Here is a 329-nt window from a genome sequence, read left to right as displayed (position 1 = left end):
ATCCTCAAGTTGCTTGACCAAGTCGCTTATGCCTGTGCAAGCCGTTATTCTGGTAGTTATGTTGTTACGCTTTCTGTAGATAAAGTTAATTTTAAAGAACCGATCCATGTTGGTGAGATGGTCACCTTTCTAGCAAGTGTCAACCATGTTGGTCGTACTTCAATGGAAATTGGTATCCGAGTGGAAGCTCAAAATATTCAGAAAAGAACGGTTCGTCATACCAACAGTTGTTATTTCACCATGGTTGCGGTTGATGAAAATGGTAAACCAAAACAAATTCCTGCATTGAATTTGGATAATGATTGGAAACGTTGTCGTTTTGAGGCTGC

1 protein-coding gene is annotated in these 329 nt (G+C 39.8%); it reads left to right on the top strand.

Translation table 11 applies throughout. The annotated features are described in order from the left end of the window. Positions 1-329, top strand: a 329-nt coding sequence (locus FLQ44_RS07855; protein WP_147693941.1) for an acyl-CoA thioesterase, incomplete at both ends; no start/stop codon positions are given.

This window comes from Vogesella mureinivorans, from assembly GCF_007644035.1.
Taxonomy (GTDB): domain Bacteria; phylum Pseudomonadota; class Gammaproteobacteria; order Burkholderiales; family Chromobacteriaceae; genus Vogesella; species Vogesella mureinivorans.
The sequence above is the reverse complement of the archived record's forward strand: the minus strand, read 5'-3'. Positions and strand labels throughout refer to the sequence as shown.